Source organism: Granulibacter bethesdensis (genome assembly GCF_001889525.1).
In the GTDB taxonomy this organism is placed as follows: domain Bacteria; phylum Pseudomonadota; class Alphaproteobacteria; order Acetobacterales; family Acetobacteraceae; genus Granulibacter; species Granulibacter bethesdensis_C.
Map to the genome: position 1 here is coordinate 81,631 of NZ_CP018192.1, position 17,351 is coordinate 98,981.

Annotated in this window: 15 protein-coding genes; 3 read left to right on the forward strand and 12 right to left on the reverse strand. The window is 60.3% G+C overall.

What is annotated here, in order from left to right; translation table 11 throughout:
• Positions 1-32 precede the first annotated feature (32 nt).
• From GbCGDNIH6_RS00375 to GbCGDNIH6_RS00415, 9 genes are all read right to left on the reverse strand, one after another.
• Positions 33-1,007, reverse strand: a complete 975-nt coding sequence (locus tag GbCGDNIH6_RS00375; protein ID WP_072562451.1) for a GlxA family transcriptional regulator — start codon at positions 1,005-1,007, stop codon at positions 33-35.
• Positions 1,004-2,092: an FAD-binding oxidoreductase gene (locus tag GbCGDNIH6_RS00380; RefSeq protein WP_072562452.1), complete on the reverse strand. Its 1,089-nt coding sequence runs from the start codon at positions 2,090-2,092 to the stop codon at positions 1,004-1,006. The genes GbCGDNIH6_RS00375 and GbCGDNIH6_RS00380 overlap by 4 nt, the downstream gene beginning before the upstream one ends.
• Positions 2,089-3,366: an aromatic ring-hydroxylating oxygenase subunit alpha gene (locus tag GbCGDNIH6_RS00385; RefSeq protein ID WP_072562453.1), complete on the reverse strand. Its 1,278-nt coding sequence runs from the start codon at positions 3,364-3,366 to the stop codon at positions 2,089-2,091. The genes GbCGDNIH6_RS00380 and GbCGDNIH6_RS00385 overlap by 4 nt, the downstream gene beginning before the upstream one ends.
• Before the next feature lie 196 nt (positions 3,367-3,562).
• Entirely contained in the window at positions 3,563-4,639 is a 1,077-nt protein-coding gene (locus GbCGDNIH6_RS00390; RefSeq protein ID WP_232449861.1) for a GlxA family transcriptional regulator, read from the reverse strand.
• Positions 4,608-5,972: an L-serine ammonia-lyase gene (locus GbCGDNIH6_RS00395; RefSeq protein WP_072562455.1), complete on the reverse strand. Its 1,365-nt coding sequence runs from the start codon at positions 5,970-5,972 to the stop codon at positions 4,608-4,610. The genes GbCGDNIH6_RS00390 and GbCGDNIH6_RS00395 overlap by 32 nt, the downstream gene beginning before the upstream one ends.
• An 18-nt stretch (positions 5,973-5,990) precedes the next feature.
• Positions 5,991-6,539, reverse strand: coding sequence for a sarcosine oxidase subunit gamma (locus GbCGDNIH6_RS00400; protein ID WP_072562456.1), 549 nt, complete (start codon positions 6,537-6,539; stop codon positions 5,991-5,993).
• A complete protein-coding gene (locus tag GbCGDNIH6_RS00405) occupies positions 6,532-9,519 on the reverse strand; it encodes a sarcosine oxidase subunit alpha family protein (protein ID WP_072562457.1) in 2,988 nt (995 codons plus the stop codon). The genes GbCGDNIH6_RS00400 and GbCGDNIH6_RS00405 overlap by 8 nt, the downstream gene beginning before the upstream one ends.
• Entirely contained in the window at positions 9,516-9,785 is a 270-nt protein-coding gene (locus GbCGDNIH6_RS00410; protein WP_025285666.1) for a sarcosine oxidase subunit delta, read from the reverse strand. Before GbCGDNIH6_RS00410 ends, GbCGDNIH6_RS00405 begins: the two co-directional genes overlap by 4 nt.
• Before the next feature lie 33 nt (positions 9,786-9,818).
• Complete coding sequence (locus GbCGDNIH6_RS00415; RefSeq protein WP_072562458.1) at positions 9,819-11,072, reverse strand: sarcosine oxidase subunit beta family protein; 1,254 nt, start codon at positions 11,070-11,072, stop codon at positions 9,819-9,821.
• Positions 11,073-11,598: 526 nt separating this feature from the next.
• On the opposite strand from GbCGDNIH6_RS00415, the gene choX reads away from it, so the two are divergent.
• Genes choX through choV form a run of 3 tightly spaced genes read left to right on the forward strand, consistent with a single transcriptional unit; the run spans position 11,599 to position 14,688 of the window.
• Positions 11,599-12,552 carry a choline ABC transporter substrate-binding protein gene (choX, locus tag GbCGDNIH6_RS00420; protein WP_232449862.1) on the forward strand — a complete coding sequence of 318 codons (954 nt, stop codon included), beginning with the start codon at positions 11,599-11,601 and terminating at the stop codon, positions 12,550-12,552.
• Between the two features lie 19 nt (positions 12,553-12,571).
• Entirely contained in the window at positions 12,572-13,423 is an 852-nt protein-coding gene (gene choW / locus GbCGDNIH6_RS00425) for a choline ABC transporter permease subunit (RefSeq protein ID WP_072562459.1), read from the forward strand.
• Entirely contained in the window at positions 13,420-14,688 is a 1,269-nt protein-coding gene (gene choV, locus GbCGDNIH6_RS00430; RefSeq protein WP_072562460.1) for a choline ABC transporter ATP-binding protein, read from the forward strand. Before choW ends, choV begins: the two co-directional genes overlap by 4 nt.
• Positions 14,689-14,778: 90 nt before the next feature.
• On the opposite strand, the gene folE is transcribed toward choV, so the two are convergent.
• From folE to metZ, 3 genes are all read right to left on the reverse strand, one after another.
• A complete protein-coding gene (gene folE / locus GbCGDNIH6_RS00435) occupies positions 14,779-15,381 on the reverse strand; it encodes a GTP cyclohydrolase I FolE (protein ID WP_038515735.1) in 603 nt (200 codons plus the stop codon).
• A gap of 187 nt (positions 15,382-15,568) precedes the next feature.
• Positions 15,569-15,979 carry a Co2+/Mg2+ efflux protein ApaG gene (gene apaG, locus GbCGDNIH6_RS00440; RefSeq protein ID WP_072562461.1) on the reverse strand — a complete coding sequence of 137 codons (411 nt, stop codon included), beginning with the start codon at positions 15,977-15,979 and terminating at the stop codon, positions 15,569-15,571.
• A gap of 130 nt (positions 15,980-16,109) precedes the next feature.
• Positions 16,110-17,315 carry an O-succinylhomoserine sulfhydrylase gene (gene metZ / locus GbCGDNIH6_RS00445; RefSeq protein ID WP_072564192.1) on the reverse strand — a complete coding sequence of 402 codons (1,206 nt, stop codon included), beginning with the start codon at positions 17,313-17,315 and terminating at the stop codon, positions 16,110-16,112.
• Positions 17,316-17,351 lie beyond the last annotated feature (36 nt).

Below are 17,351 nucleotides of genomic sequence, written 5' to 3' on the forward strand. Positions count from 1 at the left end.
GGAGGGAAGGCGTCGGCGGTAGCTCAGGCGCGTCAGGGTGTACTCACGCGCTCATGGCGCGGCGAATGCCCGTAACGCAGCCGGTAGGCGTTGCTGAAAGACGCGCCGGAGGCAAAGCCGCAGGCAACGCCGATTTCAGTGATGGGCATGGCAGTCTGGCGCAGCAGCAACTGGGCGCGCTCCAGCCGGACGGAGGCGGCATAGACGGCGGGTGTCATCTTCAGATGCTGCTTGAACAACCGTTCCAGCTGGCGTGACGACAGCCCGGCCAGAGCCGCCGCATCGGCGACGGACAGGGGATCATCGGACGGGTTCTGCGCATTGGCTTCCAGCAGCGCCACGGCATGGGCCAGCCGGGGATGCCGGGCAGCGGTGCGGGGCAGGTGCTGCCTTTCCCCGCCCTGACGGGGCTTGATCAGGAACTGGCGCGCCACGGCATCCGCTGCGCGTGGACCGAGACGGGCGGCAATCAGCGCCAGCATCATATCCAGCGGCGCAGTACCGCCGGTGCTGGTGAAGCGGTCGCGATCGATCACGAACAACTCATCCCGGAATACGATGTCGGGGAATTCCTCGCGGATGGCGGCCAGATCTTCCCAGTGAATGGCGCAGGCATAGCCGGACAGCATCCCCGCCTCGGCCAGCACGAAACTGCCGGTGCACAGCGCACCCAGTGCACCGCCGCGACGGATATGGCGTTGCAATGCGGGGAACAGGCGACGGGTAGTGGCGCGCCTGATATCAACGCCGCCACAAATCAGCAGCAGGTCGATCGGTGCAGCATCGGCCAGTCTGACCGTCGGTCCCAGCGACAGCCCATTGCTGGCCTGCGCCGGTTCGCCATCCGGCGTCAGCACCTGCCATGAATAGGCATCACTGCTGGTAACGCGATTGGCCATCCGGCACGCCTCAATGGCGGAACTCATCGCAATCATCGAGTAATTCGGCAGGGTCAGAAAACCGATTCTGCCGATCTCCGCAGGGAGGCGTGCAGGTGTGTCGATCATCGCTCGACAACCAGATCCGTCAGTGGCCTGGAGCAGCAGGGCAGGAACATGCCCTGATCGACCTCTTTCTGTCGGATGCCGCCATTATGCTTCATCTCGACCCGGCCGGAGAGCAGTTTCGACTTGCACGTGCCGCACACACCTTTGGAGCAGGAGGCAGGCAGTTTCAGCCCGGCCCGGCGACCGGCCTGCAACACGGTGGTATCCGGATCGCAGTCGATCTGCCTGTCGCTTTTGCTGAAGGTGATGGAAAAACCACCCGATGCGGCGACAGCCTCTGCTTCAGCGGCGGCTTCGGGTTCTTCCTGTGCCAGTATGCCGAAATCGAAACTTTCCTCATGGTGGCGACGCATGTCGAATCCGGCGTCGGCCAGGATCGTTTTTGCGGCTGCCATGAACGGTGCGGGACCGCAGACGAACACTTCGCGTTCCATAAAATCCGGAGCGATCCGTGCCAGTAGCGCGCTGTTCAGACGACCGCGATATCCGTTCCATACTTCAACGGCGGAATCCGTCTCGCACAGAAAGGCGACGCTGAATCCATGCCTTGTGCGCGCCATCAAGGACAGCTCGTCACGGAAGATGATGTCCGCCGGGCTGCGCGCGGCATGTACGAAAATCGTATCGGCCTCAGCTGCCAGATCGTATTGCGTGCGCGCCATGGCCATCAGTGGCGTGATGCCGCTGCCGCCGGACAGGAACAGATATTTCGGCGCGGGATGATGAGCGTTCGTGAAATCGCCCATTGGACCCACGGCACGAATGCGCATGCCCGGTTTCAGGTTGTCATGCAGCCAGTTGGACACCGGCCCGTTCGGAACCCGCTTGACGGTGATGCTGAGCAGGTCCGGGCGTGTAGGGGCAGAGGAGATGGTGTAGCAGCGATTGATCTTCTGGCCGCCGATTTCGAGATCCAGCGTCACGAACTGTCCCGGCATATGCCGGAACAGACACGGATTGGCCGGCGAGAAGAAAAACGTCCGCACATCATGTGTTTCCTGCCGTACTGCGCGGCAGATCAGCACATCATCCGCATCGGCATTCCACTGCGTTGGCAGGGCGGAGAGGGGTGAGAAAGCGTTCACTGTGCGCCATCCTGCTGCGCTGCCTTCATGCGGGAGATGTACCAGTTGCTGAATTTCTCAACCAGCATCTCGGTATAAGGGGAATATGGGCCGGGCTGATAGGCCGGGGTGCGCACACCTTGCTGGGTGATGCCGACGAGATCGCTATCCTGCTGATTGGTGGCTTCCCACACACTTTTCAGATGATCGAGGTCATAATCGATACCTTCGCGCGCATCCTTGTGCACCAGCCATTTGGTGCGTAGCAGAGCGGTTTCGGCATCAATCGGGAATACCGCGAAGGTTACGATGTGATCGCTCATGAAATGATGCCAGGAATTCGGCTGGGTCCAGAAAGACAGAGCGCCCAGCTTGCGTTCCGTCAATTCCCCCAGCAATTTCGTGCAGGCGACCTTGGTGTCGGGGGTTTCGCTTTCGCCGGCACCGGAAATCGGCAGGCGCTGGGTGCGGAAACCGGTCACGCGGTCATCGAGATGGTCGATCTCGCGAGAGGGAAGGCCACGCGCTTCCCACTCGGCGGTGTTGTTGTTGACGAGGCAGTTATATTCCTCGGCGGCTTTCTGTCCGTCCTCATCCAGTGATTCCGGCGCAAAGCCGAACCCGAATTCGAAAATAGAGGCGGTCAATTCGGGATGGGAGCCGGCACAATGATAGCACTCGCGGTTGTTTTCCATCACCAGCTTCCAGTTGCCGCGTTCGATGATATCCATCTCGAACGCGATCTTGGTGTCGGGAATGGCGTGCGGGGTCAGATACGGTGTCATCTCCCGCGCCATATCCTCGATATCGGCAGGTGGTTCATCGGCGAAACACAGGAAGATCAACCCTGCGACATTGCGCACATGAACCGGCTTCAGACCATGACAGGACGGATCGAAATCCGCGCCCATATGATCGGCATGCAGCAGAGGGCCTTCGGTGGAGTAGGTCCACATATGATATGGGCAGACCAGATTACCGACGCTGCGTTTGCCTTCGGGGACAATGCGGGCACCGCGGTGGCGGCAGACATTGTGGAAAGCGCGAATTTCCATATCGTCGCCGCGCACGACAATGGCGCTGAAGCGACCGATCTGCAGGGCCATGACATCGCCCGGTTCGGCAATATCCGGCTCGACACCCACATAAATCCAGTGCTTGCCGAAAATCGTCTCGATATCGGCATCCAGAATGTCGGGTGAGGTATAGAAGGGGGCTTCCAGCGTATAGCCGGGCTTGCGCCGTGCCAGCAGGGAAGGGAGAGAATCCGGGGTAAAGCGGAGATCGTCGGGCATGGGACGAACCTTGAGGGAGGTGGCGTTCAGTCCTACTTAAAAGCCGATTTTATTCCGAAATTCATCATAAACGACATTTTTTTTATCCATTCCGGTATCTATGCATTTTGCGCAGAGGTCGGAAAGGATTGGAAGGAACAATGTGTTCTCCTGCTGCCGGTCAGGAGAGGCACTTTATGGAAAGCGACGGTTTTTCTTACAGGGAATCGGCGTAAATCCGGGAAGAAGTCAGGCTGTCCCGCTCCGGCAGCGGATCATTGGATTCCGCAGCGGGGGGCGCATTGCGCCGGGCTGTGCTGGGGGCCACGCCATGTGCCGCCTTGTACAGGCGGGAGAAATGGGCACAGTCCGAAAAACCGGCATCCAAAGCAATTTCCGTCACGCTACGCTGGGTATTGTCCAGCAGGAAACGGGCAAAGCGAAGCCGTAATGAGCGGTATACGGCGGCCGGTTTCTGTTGCATCGCAGCGGCAAACAACCGTTCCAGCTGTCGTGCCGACAGATCCAGTCGTTCGGCAATGGCGCTGACCGGCAGAGGTTCCGCCATGTTCTGCTCCATGATCAGCAGGGCACGGCGCACGCGCGGATCAGTCACACCCGCGGCCAGCGGCGGGTGTGGCTGGGCGGCGGTTTCACCGCGCGCTTCATCCAGCAGCAGCACCTGACGGCTTTTCATGGCGGTGGAGCGGCCGAGATGTTTTTCGACGATCCAGGTTGCCAGATCGGCCGCTCCACCGCCACCCGCACAGGTGATGCGGTCGCCATCGACCAGAAACAGCCGGTCGGCCAGCACGGCCTGCTCGGGAAATTCGTCGGTGAAATCCTGATGATGATACCAGCTGACGCAGGTCGTGCGGTCTTTCATCAATCCTGCCCGGCACAGCAGAAAGCTGCCGGTGCACAGACCGACCAGCGTCGTGCCGGCCCTGGCGGCCGATTGAAGATAGGCAACCGTCTCCTGATCGAATGGACGCCCTGCATGCAGCAGGCCACCGACGACGACGATATAGTCCAGTTGTTTAGGGTCGATGAAACCGGTGGTCGGGCCGATGGTGATGCCGCAGCTGGCCGCGATCGTACCTGGGCGGCTGCCCATGATGGACCATTGGCAGCGGATCGGGCGGCTCATATCGCCTTCATCCGCCGCAAGGCGGAGGTGATCGACGAACAAGGAGAATGGCGCCAGCGTAAAGCTGTCCGCCATGACAAAGCCGACCGTCAACGCCCGGCGGCGTGGGGGATCAGCACTCGGTGAAGTTAACCGCAAGGCCACCTTGGCTGGTCTCCTTGTATTTGCTTTGCATGTCGGCGCCGGTCTGGCGCATCGTCGCAATAACGCGGTCGAGGGAGATATGGTGCGTCCCGTCACCGCGCATGGCCAGAGAGGCGGCGTTGATCGCCTTGATTGCGCCGAAAGCATTCCGCTCGATACAGGGAATCTGCACAAGCCCCGCTACCGGGTCGCATGTCATGCCGAGATGATGTTCCATCCCGATCTCAGCGGCATTTTCGATGCGGGCATTATCGGCGCCCATCGCGGCTGCCAGCCCTGCGGCGGCCATGGAGCAGGCCACGCCGACTTCTCCCTGACAGCCGACTTCAGCGCCGGAGATGGAAGCGTTCATCTTGAACAGCGCACCGATGGCGCAAGCGGCCAGGATGAAATCCTGCATCCCCGCTTCCGATGAACCCGGCACCATATCACGGTAATAACGCAGCACGGCTGGTACCACGCCCGCTGCGCCATTGGTCGGGGCGGTGACCACCCGCCCACCGGCCGCGTTTTCCTCATTCACCGCGATGGCGAACAGGCTGACGCGATCCATCGTATCGGTCGGCGGTCGGTCATTGCGGGCCTGTTCGGATTTCATTTTACGCAGCAGGGAAACGGCGCGGCGGCGGACGTTCAACCCGCCCGGCAAAATGCCTTCGGTGCTCAGTCCGCGGTCAATGCAGCGCATCATCGTGTCGATGACGCGGGTGATATGAGCATCGACCTCTTCTTTCGGGCGCACGGCATATTCGTTGGTGCGCACGATCTCCGGAATACGCAGCCCGGTTTCTTCACCGATGCGGAGCAGATCGATACCGGAGCGGAATTCATAGGGGGCGGAAGGTCCGTCAATGACCGCTGCCGGTGCAAAAGCCTCCCGCACCACAAAGCCGCCGCCGATTGAGCACCAGCGTTCATGGCACAGGGTCTCCCCTGCCGCATCATAGGCGGTGAAGGCAAGCGTGTTGGGGTGTTCGGGCGTTTCCGTGAGCATGTCGAAGATCACGTCACGCTCCGGCACCAGACAGATGGGATGCCGTCCGTCCAGCGACAACATCCGATGAGCCTCAATCCGGGCAATCAGGGCTTCGGCGGCATCGGGATCAATCGTATCGGGTTGTTCCCCCGCCAGACCAAGCAGCACGGCTTTTTCAGTGCCGTGGCCCTTTCCCGTCCATGCCAGCGACCCGAACAGATCGACGCGAACCCGCACCACCTGCTCCAGACGGTCTCCGAGCCCCAGAATGAAGGCATAGGCTGCCTTCATAGGCCCCACTGTATGGGAGGACGATGGGCCGATACCAACCTTGAACAGTTCGGAGACGCTGATCATGCTGATCTCTTTGGGTTGTCAGGCCGCCTCGCGGCGGGCTTTGTCAAGCAATTCCCATACATAAGGGGCGAAAGACCGCCAGACTTCCACATGAAACTGCGTGGATGAGAGACGCCAGAGCACGATGTCCGCCTTGTGGTAGAGAGTGCGCGTGCACATGCCGACCGGGAAAGCCGCCTCGGACAGATCAAGCGGGCAGCCGGTGTTCAGCGCGTCTACCGCCCGCGCCCCCTCGATCAGCAGGCCTATCTGCCGATGGGACACATCGACCAGCGCATGCGGCACATCCTTCAGCGCGGCTTCCAGGGCCGGGGCGAGATCATTGATTTCCGTGCTGAGGATCAGCGTTTCTTCCGGTCCCATCCATAAGGCGGCACGCTGCCCTTGTACGGCGGCGCGCAGCGCCGGCGGCAGGGCGAAGCCCAGTGCGCCATTGATGCAGGCGCGGTCAGTGTCACGCAGATGCAGGGTCAGGCGCCGCTGCGGGGGCGTCACGCTCAGCGCGGCAATATCGGGGCTGATGCCGGCCAGTGGCGTGTGGCGCTGGGGAAAGGTCACGTCAGCCATTGAGCCGTACTCCTTCCGGATCATAGAACACAAACTCGGTGACTTTCGCGGCAATGGTTCGGCCGGGCATCGGAATATACACGGTCTGCCCGATTCTGGCCCGTCCGCCTTTGATCATCGCCAGCGCAATGGAGCGGCCCAGCGTGGCACTGCGATAGGCGCTGGTGACGTGCCCGATCATGGGCATCGGCAACGGATGCGCCGGATCGGCCACGATCTGCGCGCCTTCTTCCAGCACGATAGCCGGATCATCCGTCAACAGCCCGACAAGCTGCTTGCGGTTCGGATCTTTCATCGAAGCGCGCTCCAACGAGCGTTTGCCGACGAAATCCTTCTTCGCCTTGCCGATGGCCCAGGCCAGCCCGACATCATCCGGCGTGGCGGTGCCATCGGTTTCCTGACCGACAATCACGTAGCCTTTTTCGGCACGCAGCACATGCATCGTTTCCGTACCGTATGGCACGATACCGAAAGCCTGACCGCGCTCATACACTGCTTCCCAAACCGCCCGGCCGTAATCCGCCGGGACGTTGAGCTCATAACCCAGCTCACCGGTGAAGCTGACGCGGAACAGACGGCCCGGCACCCCGGCAATGGTGGCGTCGGCGACGCTCATATGCGCGAAGTCGTTCAGATCCACACCCTCGATCAGAGGCGCAATGATGTCGCGGGCTTTTGGACCCTGCACCGCAATCACCGCCCATTGTTCGGTGGTAGAGGTCAGCCAGACATCGAGTTCAGGCCACTCGGTCTGCCGGTAATCCTCCATCATCGCCAGCACGCGCGGGGCGCCGCTGGTGGTGGTGGTGACATGGAAACGATCCTGCGCAATGCGCCCGATCACGCCGTCATCGGTGATAAAGCCGTCTTCACGCAGCAGCAGGCCATAACGGCATTTGCCGGGTTTCAGCTTGTCCCACGCATTGACATACAGACGGTTGAGGAACTCTGCCGCATCCGGTCCGACCACTTCGATCTTGCCAAGTGTGGAGGCATCGAAAATACCGGCTGCGGCACGGGCCCGGGCGCATTCGCGCAGCACCGCCGCATCCATATCCTCGCCGTCCTGAGGGAAGTAACGGGCCCGTTTCCAGATGCCGACATCCTCGAACACCGCGCCATGTTCTTCGGCCCAGGCATGGATCGGCGTCTTGCGCAGCGGATCGAACAGGTCGCCCCGCGCTGTGCCCGCAAACGCGCCGAACGTAACGGGCGTGTAGGGCGGACGGAACGTGGTCAGGCCGATCTGCGGCACTGGCGTATCCAGCGCACCGGACACGATGCCCAGCGCGTTCATGTTGGAGGTCTTCCCCTGATCGGTGGCCATGCCGGTGGTGGTGTAGCGCTTCACATGCTCGATAGAGCGGAAGCCCTCCCGCACGGCCAGTTTGATGTCCTTGGCGGTTGCATCGTTCTGGAAATCCACGAAAGCCTTGGCATAGGGGGAGTGGCGGTTATGCGGCACCTCGCCGATGAAGCCGCCCGTGCCCGCTGCGGGTGCGTTGACCTGGAAAAAGCGGCTGTTGCCGCCCTTCGCAGCGTCCAGACCGGCGGAATACCCGTCTTCCAGCGCTACAGCGAGGCCGAAATGACCCGCACAGGCACCGGCAGAGCGTTCATTTTCCGCATGTGCGCCGGGCACGTAAATCTGCCGTTCCGCATCATAGACCAGTTGGCCCCGGGACTGGCTGAACAGATGCACAGTGGGGGTGAAACCACCACACATCAGTACCAGATCGCAGCGGATATGCTCATCACGTCCCTGCTTGCCGCCAATTCGGGCAGAGGACACGCGCAGATGACCACCGGTGCCGATCACGGCCGATCCCATCCGGATCGGCAGGCGGGCAGCACGAGCCGCAGCAATACGCTCTCCGTCCGCCTGCTCACGCAGATCGGCGATGGCGGCAATCTCGACGCCCGCTTTCGCAAGCGCGACTGCCGTGCTGTAGGCTTCGTCATTGGCGGTGGCGATCACCGCTTTGGTGCCCGGCTTCACGCCATAACGCTGGGCATAGATACGGGCGGAATCGGCCAGCATGATGCCGGGACGATCATTTTCCGGAAACACCAGCGGCCTCTCGAGGGAGCCGGTGGCAAGAACCACCTGTCCGGCGCGGACATGCCACATCCGCTCACGCGGGGTATTGGGCAGGATGGCAGGCAGATGATCGGTAATGCGCTGTGCCAGACCCACGAAATTATGGGCATAGTAACCGAACGCCGTGGTGCGGGACAGCAGGGTCACGCGCGGGTCGGCCGCAAGCTGCGCCAGTGTCTCCGATAGCCATAGCTCGGCAGGCTTGCCGTCGATCTGCGCACCGTTCGGTGCCAGCAGGGAGCCACCCATTTCTGACTGTTCGTCGCACAGGATCACCCTGGCGCCGGCATCGGCCGCGGCCAGAGCGGCAGCGAGACCGGCAGGACCGGCACCGACAATCAGCACGTCACAATGGGCGTAACGCTGGGCGTAGTGATCGGCATCCGGGGCGGTCGGGGCTTTGCCCAGACCGGCGGCGCGGCGGATCACCGGCTCATAGAATTTGTCCCAGGCTTTGCGCGGCCATTTGAAGGTCTTGTAATAGAACCCGGCCGGGAAGAAGGGGCCCAGCGCGTTGTTGATCGCGCCGATGTCGAAAGACAAAGACGGGCTGCGATTCTGGCTTTCCGCGACCAGACCGTCGTACAGCTCCACCTGCGTCGCGCGCAGATTGGGGGTGTAGCGGCTCTGCTCGGCACCTACGCCCACCAGAGCGTTCGGCTCATCGGCGCCGGCGCTCAGCACACCGCGCGGACGGTGATATTTGAACGACCGGCCCATCAGATGCACGCCATGTGCGAGCAGCGCGGAGGCGAGCGTATCGCCCTGCGCACCCTGATAGGTCTTGCCGTCAAACGTGAAGGAAAGCGGTTTGTCGCGCCGGATGCGGCCGCCCTGCGGCAGACGGAAGGGCGCGGAATGGATGCTGGGGCTCGTCATGAGCGGGACTCGCCGATTTTGTAGGTGCTGAGGATGACGTCGGTGCGGGTATCACGCACCGCGTTGAAGAAGCGGCCGCAGCCATGAGCGTGCCGCCACCGTTCCGCGTGCTCTCCCTTGGGGTTGGAGCGCATGTAGAGATAGGCGGTCCATTCCTCATCACTGAGCAAGGCAGGGTCGGCTGGGCGAACCAGATGCGCTTCCCCGCCATAGGTAAATTCGAGTTCGGGTCGCTGACCGCAATAAGGACAGGTTATCAGCAGCATTGTGTCGCCCTTCCGTGCCGGGATGGGAATGAATTAATGCGCAACCGCAGCAGCGGCCGCTTCGTCGATCAGGAATCCGTCCCGGAACCGCTCGATGGTGAACGGGGCGTTGATTTTGTGCGGCTCGTCACGGGCGATGGTATAGGCCAACAGATGGGCCGCGCCCGGCGTGGCCTTGAACCCGCCTGTGCCCCAGCCGCAATTCACATACAGGCCGGGTACCGATGTTTTCGCGATAATCGGAGAGCGGTCCGGCGTCACATCGACGATACCACCCCAGTTACGTAGCATGCGCATGCGGCGGAACATCGGGAACAGCTCGCAAATCGCATCCAGTGTATGGGTGGCGATATGCAGGCCGCCGCGCTGCGTGTAACTGGTATAGGCATCGGTGCCTGCCCCGATCACCAGCTCGCCCTTGTCGGACTGACTGATATAGGCATGAATGGTGTTGCTCATCACCACGCACGGGAAGACGGGCTTGACCGGTTCCGACACCAGCGCCTGCAATGGATAACTTTCGAGAGGCAGGCGAACACCCGCCATACCCAGCACCATGCTGGTATGGCCCGCGGCGGATACGCCGATTTTCGGGGTGCGGATCACGCCGCGTGTCGTTTCCACCGCTTCTACCGCGCCGGATGCATTCCGGCGGATTCCGGTCACTTCACAATTTTGTATAATATCGACACCAAGGGCATCAGCCGCCCGCGCATAACCCCATGCCACCGCATCATGACGGGCCGTTCCAGCCCGGCGCTGCAACGCGGCCCCCAGTACGGGATGGCGCATATTGTTGGAAATATTCAGGGGTGGGCAGAAATCTTTTGCTTCTTCCGCCGTCAGCCACTCGTTATCGACGCCGTTCAGACGATTGGCGTGAACATGGCGCTTGAAGCTCTGCACGTCGTGAACGTTATGGGCCAGCATAAGCACGCCGCGCTGGCTGAACATCACATTATAGTTCAGTTCCTGCGTCAGCCCTTCCCAGAGCTTCAGCGCATGATCGTACAGGGCGGCACTTTCATCGAACAGATAGTTGGAACGGATAATCGTCGTGTTACGGCCGGTATTACCGCCGCCGATCCATCCTTTTTCCAGTACGGCGATGTTACGCAGCCCATGTTCCTTCGCCAGATAGTACGCGGCGCCGAGGCCATGCCCGCCCCCGCCGATGATCACGGCGTCATAGGCTGCTTTCGGCTCAGGATCCCGCCACTGTCGCTGCCAGCCGCGATGGCCGCCCAGCGTGTTCCGGATCAGGGAAAAAGCGGAGAATTTCTGCATGACGAACTCCTGGCGCGTCTTGCGATATCGGCGGTTTCAGCGCGGTCGCAGAGGCGGTGCATCCATGTATTCGCATAACGGGGTTGCACCATGCAGGTATGAAACAGAACATTTTATTGAATGATTGCGACAGATGCCTTTTTGTGTCGGAGGCGTCATGTCGCTAACATTCATGTTTTTTGTCGTGCATAAGCATGCCGACCCTGCCATCTTCCTGAAATGATAAAAGCGACGGGCTTCCAGGTTATGGTGAAGTCCGGCATCAAGGCGGATCATAAAACAAACCGCCTTCTATAAATAAAGCAGCCCTGATTTTTCCGATACATCGGAGGTAAAGGCTGCAACAAAAGGGGGCCTCCCATTGCGTAAGCGAATGGAAGGTTGATGAGGAAACGGAAGATGAAACTTGCTTCTTTCTCCTGGGGGGATCGGGGGCATTCAGACTTCCGGCTGAACATGGCGATTGCGACGGTTCATGGCCGGGGTAGGCGATAGTCTTGCCCTTTGTATCGATGGAGGAATGAACATGCTGAATTCCGTGACTGCGCGCTTGCGCGCGGTCTTGATGGCCGGGGTGGGTTTCGGCCTGTTTGCCAGCACTGTGGCCCAGGCTGATCCCTCTTCCTGTCGTAAGGTGCGCCTGTCCGATATCGGATGGACGGATGTTTCCGCCACCACGGCGGTGACGGCAGAGCTGCTGAAGGATCTCGGTTATCGTCCGGATGTGGCACTTCTGTCGCTCCCGGTCACATACCGGTCGCTTGCAGACAAGCAGCTGGATGTTTTCACCGGCAACTGGATGCCGTCAGGCGCTGCTGACCGGAAACCTTATGAGGCGTCCCTTGATATTATTGGCCCCAATCTGACTGGGGCTAAATATACGTTGGCTGTTCCCGCGTATCTCTATGATGCCGGGCTGCATGACTTTGCCGATATCAACAAGTTCGCCGACAAGCTCGGCAACAAGATTTATGGCATCGAGCCGGGCAATGATGGCAACCGTCAGATTCTGGAAATCATCGGCAGCAACGCCAACAACCTTGGCAAGTTCAAGCTGATCGAAAGCAGCGAGCAGGGCATGCTGGCGGAAATAGACCGCAAAATCCGGAACAAGGAACCAATCGTGTTTCTGGGATGGGAGCCTCATCCGATGAACACACTTTACAAGATCAAGTATCTGACGGGCGGTGACAAGCAATTCGGCCCGAATTACGGTGGTGCCGAAATCTTCACCAACACCTGGAAGGGCTATTCAGAAAAATGCCCGAATGTCGGGAAACTGCTGCACAATATGCATTTCTCGCTGGAGGGTGAGAATAAAATGATGGATGCGATCATGAATCATCATGTCGATCCACCGAAGGCTGCGAAAGCCTGGCTCCGCAGCAATCCCGACACTGTCAAAACATGGCTGGATGGCGTGACAACTTATGATGGTTCGCCGGGCTGGGAGGCCGTCAAGGCAAAACTGGGCGGCTGATCAGTAAGGAAACGCGGCGATGGAATGGATTACCGACTGGATCAGTGACAGGAAAATTCCTGTCGGCGCATGGATTGCTCACCTGATCGACTTGTTAAAGCATCATAGTCAGGGCCTGTTTGACGCGATCTCTATTGCGGTCAGCGCTGTTATCAATGGCTTTTCTGCTCTGCTGTTGAGCGTGCCCGGTCCGCTGATGATCGTGCTCCTGGCGGTACTGGCCTATGTGATGCGACGATCTGTTTCCATTGCCGTGTTCACTGCGGCGGCCCTGCTGTTCATTCTGAATCAGGGCTATTGGGATGAGACGATGCAGACTCTGGCGCTGGTCCTGAGTTCCGCGCTGGTCTCCACTCTGATCGGGGTGCCGCTGGGCATTGCGGCGGCGCATCGTCCTTGGCTGGCGCAGGGGATGCGGCCGGTGCTGGATCTGATGCAGACCCTGCCGACCTTCGTTTATCTGATTCCAACCCTGGTCCTGTTCGGGCTGGGGGCGGTGCCGGGCTTGATTTCCACAGTGATTTTCGCACTGCCTGCCCCGATCCGTCTGACGCAGCTTGGTATTTCCTCCGTGCCGAGACCTCTGATCGAGGCCGGTGAAGCGTTTGGCGCAACGCGCTGGCAATTGCTGTGGAAGGTGGAACTGCCGGGGGCGAAGACCATGATTCTGGCCGGTCTGACCCAGTGCATCATGCTGAGCCTGTCCATGGTGGTGATCGCGGCGCTGGTGGGGGCCGGCGGTCTTGGTGTGCCGGTCGTGCGGGCACTCAATACGGTGCGCGTGGATACCGGGTTTGAAGCCGGGCTGGCGATTGTGCTACTGGCCATTATGCTGGATCGTGTGTTCCGCCCGTCTGAGGATCAATCATGATGATCAGCGATAAACAGGACAGCCCGGATGCTGTTTCCGTTCCGGCCGTCGAGTTTCGGGATGTTGACATCCTGTTCGGCGGATCAACGCAAACCCGGCGTGAGGCGATCAGTCTGGTCGAGTCCGGTGTCAGTCGGGCAGATATTCTCGAACGCACAGGCGTTGTGGTCGGTGTCGCAGGGGCTAATCTGAAGGTCGGCCATGGTGAAATCAGTGTGTTGATGGGGCTGTCGGGTTCCGGCAAATCCACTCTTCTGCGTGCCGCAAACGGATTAAACAAGGTAACCCGCGGCTCCGTTCTGCTGCGTCACGGCGATAACGATGTTGTCGATATTGCCAGTTGCGATGCCAGAACGCTTCGTCAGGCCCGTATGGAACGGGTAGCGATGGTCTTTCAGCAATTCGCTTTGCTGCCCTGGCGCACAGTGCGGGAAAATGTCGGGATCGGTCTGGAATTACGTGGCGTTTCCACCGCCGATCGCCGTGTGGTGGTGGATGAGAAGCTGGAATTGGTCGGTCTGAGCGCATGGGCTGATCGCTACGCGCATGAATTGTCGGGTGGTATGCAACAGCGTGTCGGGCTGGCCCGTGCCTTCGCCACGGATGCTGATATCCTGCTGATGGATGAGCCGTTCAGCGCGCTGGATCCGCTGATCCGCGCCAAATTGCAGGATGAGCTGCTTCAGCTGCAAAGCCGTGTCAAAAAGACCATCGTGTTCGTCAGTCATGATCTGGATGAGGCACTGAAGCTCGGCAATCACATCACGATCATGGAAGGCGGTCGCATCGTGCAGACCGGTACGCCGGAGGATATCGTCCTGCGTCCTGCTGACCATTATGTCGAGGAATTCGTCCGGCACATGAACCCGCTGAATGTGCTGTGTGCCGAGACGCTGATGCGGCCACTATCGACATTCGCGCGGGAAGGCGATGTCGTGCTGCTGGATAGTGCCCGCACTTTGAAAGTCGCATTGGGTGGGGGGGATGTCATTCTTTCTGCTTCGTTGAACGACGTTCAGGTTCCGGTCTACGAGATTGAATCTTTCGATCCGGAGAATGATGGTCAGGTACCGCAAGGGATCGCGGCTGTGCCGCTGTCGGCCGGGCTGCGGATGGTCGTCAATCTGCGTCAGGCAACCGGCTATCCCGTGCTGCTGGTGGATCAGGGCCAGTTGCGGGGCGTGTGCGATGATGGTGAAATTCTCAAGGCATTCAGTGGGCTGGAGCGACGCAGCCATCAGGCCGTCCTGCCGGAACTGGTCTGATCTGCCTGATCTGCGGCTTCTTTCAATGTGAAACAGGCACCCTGATAGTAATCAGGGTGCCTGTTTTATGTTCAGGATTGATGCGCGTGATCAGCCGAGGGCGCTGGGCTGAACCGGATTATTGATCATGGCCATCAATTCCCGCCGGGTTTCGGGATTGGTGCGGAACACACCCAGCATGCGGCTGGTGACCATGCTGACGCCGGTCTTGTGCACGCCACGAGTCGTCATGCATTGATGCGCAGCCTCGACGATAACGGCCACGCCGTGCGGCTGAAGGACTGAGTCGATCGTATTGGCGATCTGCGCAGTCAGCTTTTCCTGAATTTGCAGGCGCTTGGAGAAAGCTTCCACCACCCGTGCCAGCTTGCTGATGCCCACGACGCGGTGACGCGGCAGATAGGCAACATGGGCACGACCGATGATCGGAGCCATGTGATGTTCGCAGAAACTCTCGATGCGGATACCCCGAAGCAGGATGATCTCATCATATCCCTCGGTTTCCGAGAATGTCCGTTCCAGCACCTTCACCGGATCATCGTGATAGCCTGCAAACCACTCCTCGTACGCACGAACCACGCGGGAGGGAGTTTCCTGAAGACCTTCGCGGGTCGGATCGTCACAAGCCCAACGCAGCAGGGTACGCACAGCCTGTTCGGCTTCCTGGCGGCTCGGGCGAGTGGTCTCCGGCATGTCCGCCTCGGCAGGGAGATCAGTGGGGCGGAGCGAAGGCGCATCGGTCAACTCGGTAGTCCTCTTGCGGAAGGGCAGGGGATGTGGGCACCGCGATGAGACGCGGTTCATGATCGTTTATGGGATGATGAGAGCGCTACGCCAATGCCGGAAGATGCGGAACCGGGTTTTCAGTCAGGCAGCCATATCAATGCAGCTTTGTGTTCTGATGGGGGCTGTCGAGGCTGAAGGCCGGAATGGTGATGTCGAAGGCCTCACCGGAGGACGTTTCGATCATATGATATGTTCCGTGCATAAAGCCGGAGGGTGTATCGAGAGGTGTGCCGGACGTGTAATTGAATTCTTCACCGGGTTCCAGCACAGGCTGCTCCCCCACCACGCCGTCACCGTGAATATGCTGGGTATGGCCCAGCGCATTGGTGATGTGCCAGGTACGTTGGAGCAGCTGAACCGTGGAAGAACCTTCATTGGCGATACAGACCCGATAGGCCCATACGAAATGGTGACCATCAGGGCGGGACTGATCGGCCAGATAGATTGGCCGGACGGTCACCCGGATGTGCCGGGTCACGCAGACATAGGCGTTGTGATCGCTCATGAGTGGATCATCAATCGTGTGGTGCTTGCAGACATATCTGAAGAATGAGGGGGCTTGTCCCTGATCGCAATGGCGGCAGGCCAGATTGGTGGTGGCACCATCCGGCCTGTTCCACAGGGGCGATGGGCTTTCACGCAGCTCCGTCCAATGCCTGTGCCAGATCGGCGCACAGATCCTCTGCATCCTCCAGCCCGACAGAAAGGCGGATGACGCCCTCCCCGATTCCCAGCCGGGCCCGTTCCGCCTCCCCGATCCGCATATGGGTTGTGGTGGCCGGATGGGTTACGAGGGATTTGCTGTCGCCCAGATTGTTGGAGATCGCAATCAGTTGCAGCCTGTTCAGCACCCGGAAGGCGGTTTCCTTATCTCCCAGATCGGCGGTGACCAGCGTGCCGCCTGCGCTCATTTGCTGTCGGGCCAATGTGCTTTGCGGGTGATCCTCGCGGAACGGATAGAGCACCCGTGCCACCTCCCGGCGGGTGGCCAGAAAATCCGCCACGCGTGCGGCGGAGGCAGAGGCTGCATGGACACGCAGCGACAGCGTTTCCAGCCCTTTGGTGATGACCCATGCATTGAAAGCGGACAGGGTAGGGCCGGTATTGCGGGTGAAGGGCTGCAACACGTTTTCCACCCAGTCATTGCTGCCGAGCACAGCCCCCCCCAGCACGCGCCCCTGTCCGTCCGCGTGCTTGGTCAGGGAATAGACGACGACATCCGCCCCCAGCTCCAGCGGCTTTTGCAGCAAGGGCGTGGCGAAGACGTTATCCACCACAACGATGGCGCCCGATGCATGGGCCAGATCGGCAATGGCCCGCAGGTCAAGCACATCCAGCATGGGGTTGGAGGGGGTCTCCAGCAGAACCAGCTGTGTTGGTGTGGCCAGCGCATCGCGCCATTGATCGAGGTCCCCGCCATCGACGAAAACGGCCTCAATCCCGAAACGCGGCAGGAGATTGGCGACAATCCAGTAGCAGGAGCCGAACAGGGCACGGCTGGCGACAACCCTGTCACCTGCTTTCAGATGGCTCAGCAGGGCTGCATTGACCGCGGCCATGCCGCTGGCTGTGACCCGGCAGGCCTCAGCGCCTTCCAGCAGGGTCAGACGTTTTTCCAGCACCGAAATGGTCGGGTTGCCGAAGCGGGAATACTGATAATGCTGCTCGGTGCCCAGAAAGGTGTTTTCGGCCTGCTCCGCGCTGTCATAGACAAAGCCGGAGCTGAGAAAAGGAACCTCTGCCGTTTCACCGAAATGGCTTCGCTCGGTGCCGCCATGCACAAGGGTGGTGGCAGGACGCCAGGCGGGATGAGATGCAGGCTGGTTTTTAAACTGTGTCATAACCTTGCGGGCCTCCTTCACTGGCCCGGCCTCGAC

Coding starts and splice junctions, on each gene's coding strand:
- GbCGDNIH6_RS00375 (WP_072562451.1), bottom strand. CDS start 1,007: ATGATCGACACACCTGCACGCCTCCCTGCGGAGATCGGCAGAATCGGT.
- GbCGDNIH6_RS00385 (WP_072562453.1), bottom strand. CDS start 3,366: ATGCCCGACGATCTCCGCTTTACCCCGGATTCTCTCCCTTCCCTGCTG.
- GbCGDNIH6_RS00395 (WP_072562455.1), bottom strand. CDS start 5,972: ATGATCAGCGTCTCCGAACTGTTCAAGGTTGGTATCGGCCCATCGTCC.
- GbCGDNIH6_RS00400 (WP_072562456.1), bottom strand. CDS start 6,539: ATGGCTGACGTGACCTTTCCCCAGCGCCACACGCCACTGGCCGGCATC.
- GbCGDNIH6_RS00405 (WP_072562457.1), bottom strand. CDS start 9,519: ATGACGAGCCCCAGCATCCATTCCGCGCCCTTCCGTCTGCCGCAGGGC.
- GbCGDNIH6_RS00410 (WP_025285666.1), bottom strand. CDS start 9,785: ATGCTGCTGATAACCTGTCCTTATTGCGGTCAGCGACCCGAACTCGAA.
- GbCGDNIH6_RS00415 (WP_072562458.1), bottom strand. CDS start 11,072: ATGCAGAAATTCTCCGCTTTTTCCCTGATCCGGAACACGCTGGGCGGC.
- choX (WP_232449862.1), top strand. CDS start 11,599: ATGCTGAATTCCGTGACTGCGCGCTTGCGCGCGGTCTTGATGGCCGGG.
- choW (WP_072562459.1), top strand. CDS start 12,572: ATGGAATGGATTACCGACTGGATCAGTGACAGGAAAATTCCTGTCGGC.
- choV (WP_072562460.1), top strand. CDS start 13,420: ATGATGATCAGCGATAAACAGGACAGCCCGGATGCTGTTTCCGTTCCG.
- folE (WP_038515735.1), bottom strand. CDS start 15,381: ATGCCGGAGACCACTCGCCCGAGCCGCCAGGAAGCCGAACAGGCTGTG.
- apaG (WP_072562461.1), bottom strand. CDS start 15,979: ATGAGCGATCACAACGCCTATGTCTGCGTGACCCGGCACATCCGGGTG.
- metZ (WP_072564192.1), bottom strand. CDS start 17,315: ATGACACAGTTTAAAAACCAGCCTGCATCTCATCCCGCCTGGCGTCCT.